General features: G+C 31.8%; 12 protein-coding genes. All 12 read right to left on the reverse strand.

Going from position 1 to position 16,142, the window contains the following annotated elements:
* Position 1 precedes the first annotated feature (1 nt).
* Entirely contained in the window at positions 2 to 688 is a 687-nt protein-coding gene (locus J3S90_RS02960) for an SCO family protein (RefSeq protein WP_210644622.1), read from the reverse strand.
* 11 nt (positions 689 to 699) lie between these two features.
* Positions 700 to 1,341 carry a hypothetical protein gene (locus tag J3S90_RS02965; protein WP_210644624.1) on the reverse strand — a complete coding sequence of 214 codons (642 nt, stop codon included), beginning with the start codon at positions 1,339 to 1,341 and terminating at the stop codon, positions 700 to 702.
* 75 nt (positions 1,342 to 1,416) lie between these two features.
* Entirely contained in the window at positions 1,417 to 1,767 is a 351-nt protein-coding gene (locus J3S90_RS02970) for a cytochrome C oxidase subunit IV family protein (protein ID WP_188048879.1), read from the reverse strand.
* Between the two features lie 20 nt (positions 1,768 to 1,787).
* Positions 1,788 to 2,765 carry a cytochrome c oxidase subunit 3 gene (locus tag J3S90_RS02975; RefSeq protein ID WP_210644626.1) on the reverse strand — a complete coding sequence of 326 codons (978 nt, stop codon included), beginning with the start codon at positions 2,763 to 2,765 and terminating at the stop codon, positions 1,788 to 1,790.
* Between the two features lie 42 nt (positions 2,766 to 2,807).
* Entirely contained in the window at positions 2,808 to 3,395 is a 588-nt protein-coding gene (locus J3S90_RS02980; protein WP_188048881.1) for a cytochrome c oxidase subunit 3, read from the reverse strand.
* Between the two features lie 2 nt (positions 3,396 to 3,397).
* Entirely contained in the window at positions 3,398 to 4,300 is a 903-nt protein-coding gene (cyoE, locus tag J3S90_RS02985; RefSeq protein WP_210644628.1) for a heme o synthase, read from the reverse strand.
* A 106-nt stretch (positions 4,301 to 4,406) separates the two neighbouring features.
* Positions 4,407 to 6,560: a capsule assembly Wzi family protein gene (locus J3S90_RS02990; protein ID WP_236023874.1), complete on the reverse strand. Its 2,154-nt coding sequence runs from the start codon at positions 6,558 to 6,560 to the stop codon at positions 4,407 to 4,409.
* The gene (gene deoC / locus J3S90_RS02995) at positions 6,550 to 7,293 is read right to left on the reverse strand and encodes a deoxyribose-phosphate aldolase (protein WP_210644630.1); all 744 of its coding nucleotides are present in this window, start codon (positions 7,291 to 7,293) and stop codon (positions 6,550 to 6,552) included. Before deoC ends, J3S90_RS02990 begins: the two co-directional genes overlap by 11 nt.
* A 211-nt stretch (positions 7,294 to 7,504) precedes the next feature.
* Positions 7,505 to 7,882: a VanZ family protein gene (locus tag J3S90_RS03000; RefSeq protein WP_188048884.1), complete on the reverse strand. Its 378-nt coding sequence runs from the start codon at positions 7,880 to 7,882 to the stop codon at positions 7,505 to 7,507.
* On the reverse strand, positions 7,875 to 8,255 hold the full coding sequence (gcvH, locus tag J3S90_RS03005) for a glycine cleavage system protein GcvH (RefSeq protein WP_188048885.1): 381 nt from the start codon (positions 8,253 to 8,255) through the stop codon (positions 7,875 to 7,877). Before gcvH ends, J3S90_RS03000 begins: the two co-directional genes overlap by 8 nt.
* A gap of 87 nt (positions 8,256 to 8,342) precedes the next feature.
* The gene (gene sov / locus J3S90_RS03010; RefSeq protein WP_210644632.1) at positions 8,343 to 15,488 is read right to left on the reverse strand and encodes a T9SS outer membrane translocon Sov/SprA; all 7,146 of its coding nucleotides are present in this window, start codon (positions 15,486 to 15,488) and stop codon (positions 8,343 to 8,345) included.
* Between the two features lie 25 nt (positions 15,489 to 15,513).
* On the reverse strand, positions 15,514 to 16,095 hold the full coding sequence (ruvA, locus tag J3S90_RS03015) for a Holliday junction branch migration protein RuvA (RefSeq protein ID WP_188048887.1): 582 nt from the start codon (positions 16,093 to 16,095) through the stop codon (positions 15,514 to 15,516).
* Between the last annotated feature and the right edge of the window lie 47 nt (positions 16,096 to 16,142).

Genomic DNA, 16,142 nt, shown 5'->3' on the forward strand with positions numbered 1-16,142 from the left:
TTTATTCTGCTAATAATATATTAATATCTTGTTGAATATTTCTAACCCCTTTTTTATCTAAACCATCGTAATATAAAATTGGATTTCCATACTCATCATTTCTACAACGGATATTCCCATTTTTATCAATCAAAGCAAACAAACCAGAATGCTCAAATCCACCTGCAACTTTATTGTTTTGACCAGCATAAAGATTAAAACCTTTATTTGCTAATTTAAAAATATAGTCTTTATCACCTGTTAAAAAATTCCAGTTGGAGGATTTAACCCCTAAATCTTTAGCATGCTGCTTTAATACTTCAGGCGAATCGTGTTCTGGATTAATAGTAATAGACACAATTCCAAAATTGGGATTCCCAAAAAACTTATTTTCAAGAATAAGCATGCTTTCATTCATCTTTGGACAAATTGTTGGACATGTTGAAAAGAAAAACTCCAATACATACACTTTCCCTTTATATGTTTCATTGGTAATTTTCTTATTTTCTTGATTAACTAATTCAAAATTTGGAACAGCTCCAATTTTAATTAATTTACCTTCATCTGCAGTTTTAGGTTTAATACGATCTAATCGTTCTCCCTGAACCGTTTTATCATTTTTAATTCGTTCGACAATTTTTGGGATTGCATAAATTCCAAAAATTAAGATAATAAATGAAATACCTATATATGATTTATTTTTAAGCATCTTATAATAAATTAAATTTGTCTAGTAGCGTTTTTATTTTTTTTGTAGGCAGCACGATATTCATAAAGAATAACTTTAAAATCATCTAACATTTCGTTACTCAACTCAGCTGGATGAAAGGTATTATATCCTTCTTTAGTTCCTTTAACTAATTTTCTACCGCGAAGGTTTCTATTTTTATCAATAATATAAACTTTAGAAGTTCCAAGTTTATCGTCTAATTTCTCTACTAATTTTAATTGCGCATAATAGGCTTTAATCTCTTCTGGAGAGGCAAAAACAAAACGCCATTGAGAAACATCAGTAAACATAGCAAAAGCATCAACTACTTTCTTGGCATCACTTTCTGTTCCTATAGGACAGAGAATAACAAATTGAACATCTTTAAATTTATGATAAGTCTGATATATCTTTTGGTTTAAATTAAAAAAATTACCTCTATTTTTTAAAAGTTCAGTTCCTGAAAAACCAAGAATAGTCACTTTTCCATTTAAAGTAATTTCCTTACCATCTAAAGTATTCCAATGCCCAAAATCAGCAGTATTAGTAGTTAGGGTTGGCAACTTTGTATATCCGTTTACACCAGAAGCAAAGAATAAATAAGCTACAATAGGCAAAACAAATAGAACGAAAAGAACAATATTTTTTTTCATTATAACACCTTAATTTTACTATATAAAAAAAGGTACCCGCTAGAACGGATACCCTCTTTATGAATTAATATTTTTTTAAAAATTCCATTTAATGGTAGAGTTTTTAAACACCTCATAAATATAATCCCCTTCGGTCAAAAGAATAAAGAGTAAATATAAAATCAGAAAAATTACTGGAAAAACAACTGCACTCCTTAAAGTACTTTTTTCACCTTCCATGTGCATAAATGCCCAAACGATGTAATATGCTTTATAAAGAGTTAGCGCATAAAACACCCAATTAAGAATGTTCATACTCAGAAAATCGTTCATAAAAAGAAAATCTGGTTTTACTATTCCTAGATAAACCTCTACTATTGTAACGGCAGACAATATTCCGAAAACCTTCCAGATTCTACCTATGTTAGATACGTGTACGTGTGACATAACAAATATTTTTTTTGAAATTAAACTAGATAGAAAACAGTAAATACAAATACCCAAACTAAATCGACAAAGTGCCAGTAAAGACCCACTTTCTCAACCATTTCATAGCTTTTTCTTTTTTCGTAAGTTCCGATAAGAACATTGAAAAATATAATGATATTAATAATAATACCAGAAAAAACGTGGAAACCGTGGAAACCTGTGATAAAGAAAAAGAAATCAGCAAATAATTTATTTCCATATTCATTTCTGATCAAGTTTGCACCTTCAACAACGTAATGAGCATCGCCCAATCTTGCTTCAGATTCTTTTCTTGAAAGAATTGTTTTTTGCTTTTCTTTATTCACAACCTCTGTTCTAATCAAAAGTTCTGGATGCGCTTTAAAACCTGCCTGAACTTCCTCTACAGAGAATGAAGGTAAAGAAGGCTCACTCATAAACCATTTTGCTTTATCTCTAGTAAGTTGCTCTCTTCCTTCTGGCAAAGCAACTGCAAACTCAGCTAATGCTACACGTTTACCGTCCTTGTCAACAAATTGAAGTAAACTACCCCCTTTTGTCTCAATAGCACCATATTCACCTTTAATAAAGTTTTTCCATTCCCAGGCTTGAGATCCAACAAAGATTATACCTCCGATAATGGTTAAAAACATGTAAAGCGCTACTTTACCTTTTTTCATTTGATGACCTGCATCAACAGCTAATACCATTGTTACAGATGAAAAAATCAAAATAAAAGTCATTAATGCAACATAATACATCGGAGCAGATACTCCGTGCATAAACGGGAAGTGAGTAAACACTTCATCGGCTATAGGCCATGATTCAATAAATTTAAACCTAGAAAAACCATACGCCGCAAGAAACCCTGAGAAAGTTAAAGCATCCGATACGATAAAAAACCACATCATCAATTTGCCATAACTAGCCCCCATTGGCTCATTGTTGCCTCCCCAAGTTTTCTCTTCACTATTAGCAGTAGTAACTGTCGATTCCATATAAGTTATTCGTTAAAAAGTTCACAAATTTACGTTTTTTTCTTATTTAAAGAAATATAAAAATAAAAACAAATAAACCCACAATAAGTCTAGAAAGTGCCAATACATTGCACCTAGTTCAATTCCAAGGGTTTGAGATGAATTGTATTTTTGTTTAAAATGATTATAAATTATAATTAGAAGTGAAATCATACCACCAGCAAGGTGAATCAGGTGCACAACCGTTACAACGTACAAAAAAGTTGTCGTTATTGAACTTCCACTTCCAGTGAAATAATAACCACTATTTACTATTTGTCCGAAACCTACAAATTGTAAAATTACAAACAAAATTCCAAGAAATAAGGTACTCAAAAGAAAAACTGAAGTTTTACCCTGATCGTCTCTCATTATTGCTTTTTTAGCCAAATAAAAGGTAACACTACAACCAATAATTGCTGCAGTACTATAATAAAATGCCGAAGGCAACTGAAAGTCTTTCAACCAATCTACTCTTGATTTACTTACTACAAAAGCACTTGTAAGCCCTGCAAACATCATCGTCATACTGACCATAGAAAATAGCAAAATCAATTTATATGATCGTGCAGTTCTAGATTTCTGTTCATCTGTTGTCATTATCATTTCCATAACTATCTTAAAAATTTATCTATTATATAAACCAGTTGCAACAATGTAATATACAAAACACTGACCAACATCAATGTACGTGCTGCTTTAGCCGTTCTTAACTTGTACAATCTAAAAGCATAAAATAACATCCATAACCCCAAAATAAGTACTACAACTGCAGCAACTGGAGTTATATATAATCGTCCAGTAAATCCTAAAACCGGTAATAAAGACGCTAAAATAAGCCAAATTGTATATAAAATAACCTGCAATGCGGTTCCTTTATCTTTTTTTCCTGTTGGTAACATAAAGAAACCTGCCTTCTCATAATCTTCATACAAAAACCAACCTATTGCCCAGAAATGAGGAAATTGCCAAAAAAATTGAATTAAAAATAATGTACCTGCCTCAATACCAAACTCTCCAGTTGCTGCTACCCAACCTAACATAAAAGGAATAGCTCCAGGAAAAGCACCAACAAAAACCGACAAAGAAGTCATGGTTTTTAGCGGAGTATAAACACTAGTGTATAAAAATATTGATATCGCCCCAAACATAGCTGTTTTAGGGTTAATTGTATAAAGAAGTACTAATCCTATTACTGTTAAAAAACTCGCTACTAACAAAGCGCTCCCTTTAGACATTCTTCCAGAAGGAACAGGACGATTTTTAGTTCTATCCATTAAGGCATCTAGGTCTTTTTCGATAACCTGATTAAATGCATTTGATGCACCCACCATGCAATAACCTCCAATAGCTAACTTAAACAAAATCATCCAGTTTAAAGAATGAAGATCGTTTATCCCTAGCATAAATCCAGCTAAAGACGAAAAAACAACACTCACAGCTAGACGCGCTTTAGTGATCTCGCGAAAATCTATATAAATGGATTTGAAGGAAAGGGTACTTTTAGTTGCGTTCAATGCTAGTAATTATTTTAGTTGTAAAAACTTTTGCAAAAGTAGGTTATCAAAAGGGATTTGACAAAAAACAATTCACAAAAAGAGTATTTAAGATTCAAAATAACGATTAATAATCAAAATACCAATTAAAAATATCTGCACGCAATCCTATACTGAACCAATTTGTACTTTCAGTAAAGTTAACTGCCGTATTCGTATTGGGGTCAAAACTCCTGTAAATATAACTTCCAAACAGTTTTAAATTAGTAGCTGGATTAACCAAATACCCTCCTTGAATATCGGCAATAAAAATTGCAGTTTTATTTCCTTGACCTACTTTAACACCACTATCTAAAGGACGCTGTTCGTCATAATCTTTATAAATATTTCCTCCATAATTAAAACCATCTTCTGCAGAATCAAAATCTAAACCTCGAGTACCAATTGTAAATTTAGCATCCGCAAAATATCTGCCTTTATGATATCTTGCAATGGCTAGAAGTTCATTAAAATTTCCTCCCCATTGATGCCCTAAACTCTGATTGTTATGACCATAATTGGTAATTGGCATGCTGTGCGAATACACATAAGGACGAACATGATTGTATTCTAGTTGCAATAATAAATTATCAATTTTGAAAGCATTATAGTATTTCACTCCAAGCTGATATCCGTATTTATTTTTCCAACTATTATCTCTTTTTTTAACATCACCCAATGAAAATTCATCTAAGATAAATTGACCATAAAAATTAATTTGATCACTCCATTTGTATTTATATGTCAATCCCAAAACTGCGTTTCCACTTCTTGCAGAAGAAGCGAATTCTACAGATCGATAAAAAATAATTGGATTTACAAAGCTTACATCAAAACCTCTATTATTTGTATTGGTCCAAATCACAGACTCAAAGAAACCTAGATTTAGTCTATTAGAAACATTCCAACTCAAATAATGATTTGCCATAAACTTTGTAGCATAAGTTCTTTCTACCGTAACTTCAGGTCTTACATCCTTCAGCCACATATAGGTATTGGTATATTTAATTTTCCAAAAATTTGTATTTAATTTAAAATAAGGATATGGACTTGCGCCATCGCTTTCTAATAAAGATCGGTATCCATCACCGATAAAATTTCTTCCGTAACCCAATTGCAAGTCGATGAATTTGCTTGGAGCTAAAGTCAAATTAGCTTCTGCTAAAGGGAAATCAAATCCATCTGTTTTAAAATCTTTAGCAATTCCCATTCCAGGAACTATAGCGGGATTTCCCCCGGCGGGTTTTATTGATTGCGCATAACTGTTATAGTAACCTGCAAAACGACCTTGACTTTCAAAAACTGTAGTTGTAAAATTAAGCATCTTACCCAATCCCCCACGAAAATTAATTCCTCGAGTATTCACATAAGTGTAAGAAGACTCACTATGAGATGCTTTTCCAGCCTGTAAATCAAATATCGGGTTCAATGTAAACCAATAGTCATCTCCCTTAATTTCTACCATACTTTCATTCCATAACTTTCTTTCCCACCAACTAGATCCTTTCTTTTTTAAATCTTCATTTACTAATTTGAGATTATAATATTTAGACACCTCAGAATATGTGTATGGTTTTGAAGCAGTATGATTATTAGTTCCTATTTGATTTAAGGAAGCATCAAATTGCGCATAATAACTATGAGAAAAAGGAACATTTAAGTGACTTTCAAATTCAGGATTATCAAATTTTTGATAGACAATATTATCTAGTTCCGTATTTTTTTTAGTATAATTAGGCATAATTTTAGCCTTAGCCAAAGCTTCTGAAGCTATCACTTCTTTTGATTTCAATGGAATTAAAATCAGCAGTGTAAATTTAGCGTAAGTAGGATTACCATTGTAAGTAGCTGGTAGGATTTTAGGAAATTTATCAAAAACTCTTTTCGTTTCTTCAATCAATTTTTCCTCTGCAGCATCAATATATATAACTTTAAAAGATCCTTCTCGATCAACCTCGAAAAGCACTTTTACATTTCCTTTAAAATTAGTGTCTTTTAATTGTTGTGGAACTTTAAAATTTTCAAAAACAAAATCTTGAATTTGATCATAAAAACAATTTTCTATTGCCTTTGATTCTAAATTCACACAAGTTGAAAAAACAGGAAAACGCTCAGCAGAATTTAAAGACTGCACAGAACTACTTGTAATCTCTTGTGCAGTCACTGAAAAAGAAAACAACATTAAAAAAAATAAAATTATTCCTTTGTTGCAGTTTATAGTATTCTTCAATTTAGTATTCATTGTTTGAATTTTCGCCATTAGCAATCAATTTTGCACCAGAAGTACCAATTCTTTTAATCCCAAGTTCTATCATAGCAACAGCTTCATCATAAGTCCGTACTCCTCCAGCAGCTTTAACAGGAAGTGGCGATGCATTTTCAAGCATCATTTTGATAGAAGGAATTGTAGCTCCATTTGGCAAGTTATTTTCCGTTTTATAAAAACCCGTAGATGATTTTACAAAAACTTTTGAAAATAATTCTTCATGAAAATTAGAAACAATTACATTTTTGATCAAACTTGACAATTGAATAATTTGTTTTTCATTGAGTGCTGCCACTTCAATTATCCATTTTACAACTTTATTATTCTTTAAACCTAATTGTGTTCCTTTTAGGATTTCTTCTTTTAACAATTCAACATCTCCATTTTTAAAAGCTTCATAATTACAAACAAAATCAAGATCATCAGCACCATCCTCAATAGCTTTAGCAGCTTCTTTAAGTTTATCTTCAATCAACGATTTTCCTTCTGGAAAATCAATTACAGTACCTATTTGCAAATTTGATTTTTCTTTAAGAATCATTTCTTTTGCTAAAGAAACCCTATCTGGCCTAATCATAATAAGTTTAAAATGTTCTTCGATAGCTTCTTGGATAAAACCTTTAGCGACAAGAATATTTTCCTTTTCGCTAATACCTGCTTGTGTAGCTGTTTTTAAATAGGTAGAATCTAAATATTGCTTTATATTCATAATGTTTTGATTTGATAATTGTAGCAAATTATGACTTACAAAAATACATTATATCTTAACATATCTTTCAAATAAAATTTTCTATTTGTATTATACAATCTAAAAATAGCCTTTGTTATATAAATTCAAATGTGAATTAAAAAATTATAAACGAAAGAGTTACATCCATATAATAAAAAAGTCCCACATAAGTGGGACTCAAATTTTAATTTTACTTCGTTTTATTATTAAAACCAAATAAAGTAATAAGAAGTAATGATAAGCACGCACCTGAAACATTTGCCATAACATCAAATATATCTGCTTGTCTGGTTGTAGTGAAAAAACCTTGAGCTAATTCGATTCCAATTCCAAAAAAAAGAGAAAAAAGAAATGAAAAAACTAATGGTTTATAACTAACTACTTCTTTATACTGATTCTTAAAAAATAAAAAGCAGAAGGTTGTTAACACAAAATGAAAAAACGCATGAACGAATTTATCTATATTTGAGACATTCCCTAAAGGAACACTACTAAACTGTGCTAAACAAAAATAAGAAATAATCAAAGACCAGATTAGTGCGGCCCAAAAATAGAGCTGTTTACGCACCTATTAATTCTTTGTAAGCTTCACTAGAAAGCAATCCTTCTACTTCACTCATGTTTGCTATTTTTATCTTGATCATCCACCCTGCACCATAAGGATCAGAATTTACGCTTTCTGGATTACTTTCTAAATCGTCATTGAAAGCAATAATTTCTCCTGCTATAGGAAGAAACAAATCTGAAACGGTTTTTACTGCTTCTACTGTCCCAAAAACTTCATCTTTCTCTAAAGTTTGATCTAAAGTTTCCACTTCAACATAAACAATATCTCCTAATTCTTTTTGAGCAAAATCTGTGATTCCTACTGTTGCGATATCGCCTTCAATACTAATCCACTCGTGATCTTTTGTGTACTTTAAATTTGCTGGTAAGTTCATCTAAATTGTAATTGATAATTATTAATTGTGTTCTTTGTTACAAATGTAACAATCTTCTATTCATTTCTGGTTGAGATTCAAAAAAAATTAATTCCCAAAGTTATAACGAAGGGTAAAGCCTGAACGAATATTGGTTAACGGAAAAGAAGTAGATATTACTGCTTTTGAAAACGAATGGTCATAATAGAAAATTGCTGTCAAATTTTTACTAAAAGAATAATCTGCTTTTATTTTTAGTGACCATATATTCTGTCCTCCCGCTAATTGATTGTTGTTATAATCTAAATAGCGAACAATGGTCTGATTATTTCTATACGCTACATCAGCTGCGATATTTATATCACTTTTTATTATCCCTGTTGGACTATCTGCCAATCTCGATGAGAGTACAACATCCTTAAAACGATATCCCATTCCCACTATATATTCAACACCTTTTACTTCGGTTAAAAGATTATTATCAAAACTCATTGACAACGCTCGGTCTTTTTTGATTTCAGTAAGGACTTTAAAAGAACTTTTCAATTCGAAATCCATTCTAATTAGCGGACTAAATTGTTCTACTAAATTTATATTAGACATAATAGTCTGATTTAAAAAATTACCACTTAGATCTACTCCATTAGGCGTTTTATCATAATCAAAATTAGATCTAAAAGCATTTATGGTGTAGGAAGCTCTGTAATTATGCTGCAAAGAAAAGCGTTTAAAATTTTCTTTAAAAAGACTATAACGCATCAAGCCATTGTATTTAACCGCCCAATTGGGTATCGGAAAACTTCTAAAAATACCTAATGAAACCGCTGAGGCATCGCCACCAGAATAAGCCGCCAAAAATGCTGGCAATAATACTGACTGATTGTTTTTACCATATCCTAAAGGAAATCCTTCTGGATCTCTATTCAATGGGTTATTAATATCAATACCTCGTTCTGTGGCTAATCTATTTGCAATTGTAAGACGGTTGGCTCTAAAATCATCAAAAGCTGCCGAACCATTTTCATCACTAGTAGAAAATGAAGTTTTTATTAACACAGTTGAAATTGAAAAAATACCTGTATTGTAAGGAGATCTAGCGTTATAAACACCATTTGTAACATCATATTGTTCTGATGAGTTTTCAGATATAGATCTGTCTAATGTTAAATCAATCTTCAAGTCTGGAAACAAATCTATATTGGCTGTGGCTTTAAACAACTTGTTACTTACCTGAGTGAAATTTTGGTTAAAATCAGGGTAATCCGTTAACCATCCGTTTTTTGCAGCTTCATATCGAATATCATCTTGGCTTCCAAAAATAAAACCTAAAGAAGGTCGTGAGGAACCTAAAAATCCAATGCCCGGCGTATATCCTGGTAAAACCGTACCACTATTATAGGTGTAATTGACCTGAATGTTTTTTACACTAGTTAGAACCCCAAGCAAACCATCCATAAAAGGATTGTTTTTTGGAATTTGATTCGCATTAGCATTTACTATTTTCTCCCCAGGTTTTGGCAATACTGTTTTTGCTTTAGGAGTTGTTTTAGAGTTGTTTTTTGAAATCCCCAAATACTTATACAACATCTCCATATTGAATGTGGTATTTATATTATTTGAATTCGCATTTTGAATCGTATTTCCTAAATTATAATCAGTACCGTCAATACTAATTTGCGAAAGCGCGTTAGAAGCACGTTGCCAAGTATAATCACCCGTATAAGAATAATTTGCTTTTACAAAACTAAATAATGGTATTTTATTAATTGGTATTTCATAATTTACTACCAATTGTTGCATGTGCTGATTTGGATCTCCTATATCCCAATAACTATCCCAAATGGTAAAACTATCAATAGGTTCATTGTCTTCATTTAAATAATTTTTTACAATATTACTTGAAGAAGCTGTGTAATTTAACTTTAACGATTTAGTTAAATTATAATTAAAACCATATTGATAATTAAAAGCAAAATTTCTACGATATAAAGGATCTAGACCAATACCTTCTACTTCTACTTGCCTAAATTGCTGACGATTATATTGTCTATTTATATTGGTATTGAAAGTTATATTAGAAGGCAAATAATTAAAATTAAAGTCACTCAACAACTTCCAGTAATTACTTTTTTTCAAAAACTCGTTCTTTTTAAAAGGTTCGATTGGTTTAGATTGAAAAGTATATCCATAATCTACTGATGAGTTGGCTTGCTGATCTACATAATCTTCTATTTCAAAATCATGTCTTTCTACTTGATTAAAAGACTGAGAAAAAGTAAAGTTTTCAGGATCATACAAATGTTGTTTTTGCTCTGGCTGACGTTCTTTTCTTACTCCGATAAAGTTTATACTTTTCCTTTTAGTATAATCTACGGCTCTATTAATTATATTATCTCTCTTATTTTGATCAGTGGTGTTTTCTAGTAATTGCTTTAGCTTTATATCTTGATTAAAAGGGTCGTACTCCGGGGTAATTGTTTCTTCGCCAATAGCATAATTAAAAGGTAAATTAACGCCCCATTTTTGTGGCAATAATTTTCCTAAATTCACATTAGTTACAATATTATATTGTCTTGTATCTTCTCTACTTCGTTCGTTTGGTCCTTGTTCTAAAGATCCAAAACCTATAGTGGTTTTTCTACCGGAAGCAGAAATAGTAGCAAAATCAGCAAGGTTGGTATCAACATTAAGAACTGCTGCCATTCCTCCGTGATTATCCATATCTGCCAATCGAAGTTCATTAAACCACACTTCTCCTTTTATGTCATTACGGGCATCACTATTTTTTACACCTACCATAAGTGTTCGTACTAATCCAAAATTTGGATTCCCTTTTATACCTAATTTCAACCCATTACTTCCATCTCCTTCTGGTCTATTTGGATCTGAATCTGGATAATAAATTCCGTCAGCAGGCAAAGTCATCGGATCGATGCTCATTGCTATAATTTTTAATTTAGTCAACAATGCCAATGATAAATCGATTTGATTTTCCTCTGGCCAAACTGCTTCGGCGCTTAAAGAACTACAATCAGAATTAGAAATTCCTGCAGGAACCGTTACTTTTAATGGAATTTCTATTTGGTAAAAGTTTTGTGTAAAGTCATTTCCAAAACGAATAAAACCTACCATTTGGTTGTCTTGAAGAGCGATTTCTCCTGGTAATGATTCGGCATGCAAGAACATTTTTAATTTCTTGAACTGACGCATATCAATACTAACATTTTTAAAAACAGCTCTTGAATCTCCAGGTTCTAAACCGTCACCCGAAACTCTTAAAGCCAGCGCCTGTTCATTTTGATTAATAATGGTATTGTTATTATAAAGTTGCTCTCTTTGAACTCCTGGAGGCGAAATATAATTCACGGGGCATCTTTCATTATTTTCTTGCACACTCACAGCCTGAACATCTAAAATAGTATTGTCATCTGCCAGATTTAAATCATTAAAATCAAGAGCATTTGTATATCTTCTCCATTCACCACGAACCAAATCTAAGGCTCCAAAACGAACTGTAACCTCAGACGTAAATCCAGTCATAAACATTCTCATGAAACGAATTGATCTAAAATCAGAAATGTTTCCTATTGTATTCTCTGGTTGAGAAACAGGCACTTTAAATTGCAACCACCTCGCTTCTGTGGTAGAACCATCAGGCAAAGTAACTTGTGTATTTCTTACATCAGTTACATAATTTTGACCAACATTCATACCCGGCTCAATAGCAACACTATATTCATAGTAAGCATTGATGGTATTCATCGTATTGTCTCTATTAATATCCTCAACATCAGGCAAAGTTGTCGCTCCTCTATTAGGATCATTTATATTAACAGCCGAATTTCCTTCGGTACCATTATAATTTTTATACCTATCTAAAATGCTTCCAGTAGTATTTAAATAATAAATGTAATCATCTGCTGCAGGATCTAGTTCAGAGGCAAAATTAGTATAAACAGAACCTTCATTCGCATTAGACAAACCATCTAAACCTATATCTTGGTTTTTTCTGTTATCAGCATTGTTATCAAAGGCATAAATCAAGGATTGAGACGCAGGAACATCTCCCCATAAAGGTCTTGGATTTGTTAATATTTGATCTGGACCTAAACCATTTTCATATTGTTTTCTTCCATCTTTTAGAACATCTTCTGATATTTCACCTAAATTAAAATAAATTTTTCCTGTATTTGTCAAAGGCGATTGTCCTTTTCCTACATATGGATCTAAAACCCAAAACTGAATATACTCTACATTACCTTGTTCAAAATTGGTAGCATTCAAAGACCTCATGATTCCTCCAAAATTACTAGCTGGATCCGAAGCGGTAGTAGTACTATTATTATAAGAACCTCTTTCGGAGGGATAATAACTTAAATCTAATGTATTTACAACTTGGGTTTGCCCTTGCGCGATATCTGTAAGTGGATACAACTCCCTACTAAAAATTCTTCTGGTTGAATTAAGTGAAAGATCTTCATTAGAAATTCCAGATGGTTTTTGAGTATAAAAAATTGGGTCAATAGAATACCATGATAATTTGGCTCTTTTGAATCCATAACTTAAATCATTTGCATCAGCATTAAAATTATAATTACTTTTTGCATTTCTAGCAGGAGTAGATGCTAAACTCCAAGAATAAGCAGAACGCATGTCTATAGTAGATTGCGAGCCTTCAAAATCATCAACATAAATAGTAGATTCTCCCTGAAACTTATCTGCTTTGGGCGAATCAGGTTTCAAAAAAGCTACTTCACCTCTTATAGAAAGATTAGAGGGAACATCAGTATCAATATTTGGCAATTTATTTACTAAGCGTGTTAAAAAAGGAACCGCAGTAGAGAAATTAGTATTAAATCCAAAAATAGTGTTATTAACAGATTCTTGACCAAAACTTGATTTTTGTGTAAATGGCTTTTCAGACATTTTTAAAAATGTACCACCAACTAAAAAATTATCAGAAATTTTATGTTCTACATTAACTCCCATGAAACGTCTGGTTTGCTGACCAAAAATTGAATTATTCTCTAAAGAAACTTCAATTGGTGTATTAGAAGCTTGTAAAGAAGGATCCAATATTTGAACACGACCTAATTGATAATTAACACTATAATCGACTCCTTCAACCAAAACTCTTCCCGCAGCAGTAACTACTACTGAACCTTGAGGAACATTGAATGCTCCAATTGGAATACCATCGCCACCACTAGACTTATACTTACCTCTTAATAGAAATTTATTTTTATCACTGTCTTGCAAAGCACCTGATTGTGTATTTCGGTACATACTTCGAAAAACATATTTCTTTTGATTTTCATTATAAGTTGTCGTATTATTATAATTTTCTGCTGATCCAGTATTTGTTAGTTTTGAAAATAATAATTCACCAAAAGGTTCTTTAGTTGTAAATATAATTCTCCCGTTCTGAGCATCAATTGTTAGACCAGGCATGAAATCAAAAAAACCATCTCCTCCATCTTGAGGATCGTTGTTATAATTTAACTTATCTAAATTAAAAACTTTTAGCAAAGGCGTTTCAGCAACTTTATGTTCTTTGGAAGGATTGGCAGGAAAAGGACTTCCCGCAACTGGACTAATATAATTTAGTGGTGAAGGATCAGAATACAGGATATTAAATCTAAAATCTTCTTGCTTTAATTGGTATCCTCCTTGAATTTGGTAGATATTTTTCATCATCAAATTCCAAACGGGATTTTTTACGTTTGTCAAATTGCTTTTCAGCATTTTTAATACTAAACTTTGTGAAATAATTGCTTGATTAGATGGATTCGTTCCTGTTACCACTGTAGCATCTACACCGTCATTACCAAACTCCCCTACTTGATAAACTTTATCACCAATTGTATATTGATAGGCAACAGCAAGCACTTCATCATTAGCTAATCTTTGTTGCAAGGAAATATACCCAAGTTGCGGATTAAAGGTATATTCATTTGGATTAAGTTTTCTTGCATTTTCAAGTTTAGAATAATCTTGACCTTCGCTAATCGTAATATTAAAACCAGAATTAGCCGTTACAATTTCACGAATATTAGCATTCAGTAATCCTGTTCCTAATGTAATTTGCGCTGGATCATAATCATTATTCGAGTTGTCCGTTGGAGAATCTGGCGGATTATTAAAAATGCCATTAGAAGGATTTAAAACTACCACCTCGGTATCTGGTAAACCAGACAATTGTCCTTCACCTAAATCCTGAAGCGCAATAATATTTCTTAAGTTATTGTTTGTTGTAGTTACCCTATTTTGCTTATTTGTTACCCAGATTTCAATTCTAGAAATTTGAACTCTACTATCTATAAATGGGTAATTTGCAAGTGATTTATCATATCTGTTTCTAAAATACTGGGATAAGAAAAAGTGTCTGTCTGAATCATAATCTAATGCAAACATCTCGAAATTTTCAATAGTACCTCCACCCTCTGCAACTAAACTTTTTGTTTGTGATTTTTGTTCCGAAAATACACCTGTTATGGTTGTCTTACCAAATTGAAGCTTGGTTTTGACACCAAATAAACTCTGTGCCCCTCTAATCAAAGAACTATTTAACGGCATACTCACATTTCCCACCTCTATTTTCTGAATAATATCATCCTCTGAGGGGGAATAATCTAGTTTTATTAAATTCTGAAAAGCAAATGTTGATTGTGTATCGTAATTAGCATTTACATTAAGTCTAGTTCCTACTTTACCCATTAAACTCATACTAATTCTTTGATCAAAATCAAAAGTTAGATTAGAACGATTTCTTGGAGAAAAAGAGGGATTATCTTGTTTTGTATACCGCATACCAATATCCATCTCTACAGATCCGGTAGGCTTTACATCAATTGTATTACTTCCAAAAATTGATTCGAAAAGACCCGATTTAATGTAATATCTTGGCAATAAATCCTTTTTTGCCAGATCGCTTCCTTCTTTTTTACCATCAACAGCATCGACTTTTTTCTTAAAATAGTCTCTCATCGACTCTTTTAAAACTAAATTCTCGTATTCTTTTGGAGTTAAAATTATTGGATAGTTGATAGAAAACCCTTCTACAGAATTGGTATAAATATACCGATCAGTAACAGGATCATAAGTATATGCAGAAATAATACTTTTTGGATTTTTTAGTTGAATTTTCCCTTTAGAAAATCCATTTTTAGTCGTATCCTGAACAACTTGTTCTACTTGAGCTTGTGATACAAAACCACAAAATAAAACAAGCAAAAAAATACAAATTTTATGCATAGAATTCGTGTTTCTTATGTAGCTTTTAAAGGCTTTTTAATGCTTTTTTAATAATTGTCTCTACAGAAGCATCTGGATCTTCTTTGACAATTTTTTCAATAATTTTCTCTGAAGTTTTACGTACAAATCCTAAAACTTCCAAAGCAGATAACGCTTCATCTCGATTTGTATTGCTTTGTGACATAGAAACTTCGTCTAAATCATATAATTTTAAGACTTTCTCCTTTAAGTCCAATATCACTCTTTGAGCTGTCTTACTTCCAATTCCTTTTATGGACTGGATTGTAACCACATCTGCAGACCCTATAGCGTTGGTAATTTGTTTAGGATCTAGCGAGGATAACATCGTTCTAGCGATACTCGCTCCAATTCCTGAAACGGATAGCAATAATCTAAAAATTTCTCTCTCTGATTTTTCTATAAAACCAAAAAGTGTATGCGCATCCTCTTTAATTTGAAGATGCGTATACACTTTTATAAAATCTGTATTGGGCAGTAAAGAATAAGTATGTAAAGAAATATTAATATGATAACCAACACCACCACAATCAATAACAATATGCGTTGGTGACTTCTCTACTAATTTCCCCTGTAAATGTGCTATCATACTTAAAATATATTTTCAAATATAATAAAATTAACAGAGGATTAACT

It is taken from the genome of Flavobacterium flabelliforme, assembly GCF_017948675.1.
GTDB classification, from domain to species: Bacteria; Bacteroidota; Bacteroidia; order Flavobacteriales; family Flavobacteriaceae; genus Flavobacterium; species Flavobacterium pygoscelis.

Bases quoted from the DNA above. Each gene is read 5' to 3' on its own strand.
- J3S90_RS02960 (WP_210644622.1), bottom strand. From the start codon at position 688: ATGCTTAAAAATAAATCATATATAGGTATTTCATTTATTATCTTAATT.
- J3S90_RS02965 (WP_210644624.1), bottom strand. From the start codon at position 1,341: ATGAAAAAAAATATTGTTCTTTTCGTTCTATTTGTTTTGCCTATTGTA.
- J3S90_RS02970 (WP_188048879.1), bottom strand. From the start codon at position 1,767: ATGTCACACGTACACGTATCTAACATAGGTAGAATCTGGAAGGTTTTC.
- J3S90_RS02975 (WP_210644626.1), bottom strand. From the start codon at position 2,765: ATGGAATCGACAGTTACTACTGCTAATAGTGAAGAGAAAACTTGGGGA.
- J3S90_RS02980 (WP_188048881.1), bottom strand. From the start codon at position 3,395: ATGGAAATGATAATGACAACAGATGAACAGAAATCTAGAACTGCACGA.
- J3S90_RS02990 (WP_236023874.1), bottom strand. From the start codon at position 6,560: ATGAATACTAAATTGAAGAATACTATAAACTGCAACAAAGGAATAATT.
- deoC (WP_210644630.1), bottom strand. From the start codon at position 7,293: ATGAATATAAAGCAATATTTAGATTCTACCTATTTAAAAACAGCTACA.
- gcvH (WP_188048885.1), bottom strand. From the start codon at position 8,255: ATGAACTTACCAGCAAATTTAAAGTACACAAAAGATCACGAGTGGATT.
- sov (WP_210644632.1), bottom strand. From the start codon at position 15,488: ATGCATAAAATTTGTATTTTTTTGCTTGTTTTATTTTGTGGTTTTGTA.
- ruvA (WP_188048887.1), bottom strand. From the start codon at position 16,095: ATGATAGCACATTTACAGGGGAAATTAGTAGAGAAGTCACCAACGCAT.